This window comes from Bacillus sp. SIMBA_074, assembly GCF_046534555.1.
Taxonomy (GTDB): domain Bacteria; phylum Bacillota; class Bacilli; order Bacillales; family Bacillaceae_G; genus Bacillus_A; species Bacillus_A mycoides.
Map to the genome: position 1 here is coordinate 1 of NZ_JAWRYM010000500.1, position 273 is coordinate 273.

Below are 273 nucleotides of genomic sequence, written 5' to 3' on the forward strand. Positions count from 1 at the left end.
GTCGAGGTCGGGGAGCGCCGCGGTCATCGCCGCTGCGACACGTTCACCCTCGTCGGCGGTGAACGCGTCGACCTGCGCGGTGAGAGCCGGGTCGACGGGGATGTCGGCGGCGGTCAGCGCCTCGACGTATCCGACGTGTCGGCGGTCCGCGGCATCCGACGGGCGAGAATCACGACGACCGATGTAGGCGATCCGACGGCATCCGATCGCGAGCAGGTGCTCTGTGGCGGTGCGCGCCGCCGCACGGTTGTCGATCGTGATGTGCGTGAACGG

At 70.3% G+C, this 273-nt stretch carries 1 protein-coding gene; it reads right to left on the minus strand.

Going from position 1 to position 273, the window contains the following annotated elements; genetic code table 11:
- Positions 1-273: substrate-binding domain-containing protein (locus tag SB773_RS31740; protein WP_410594300.1), on the minus strand; the 273-nt coding region annotated here is incomplete at both ends.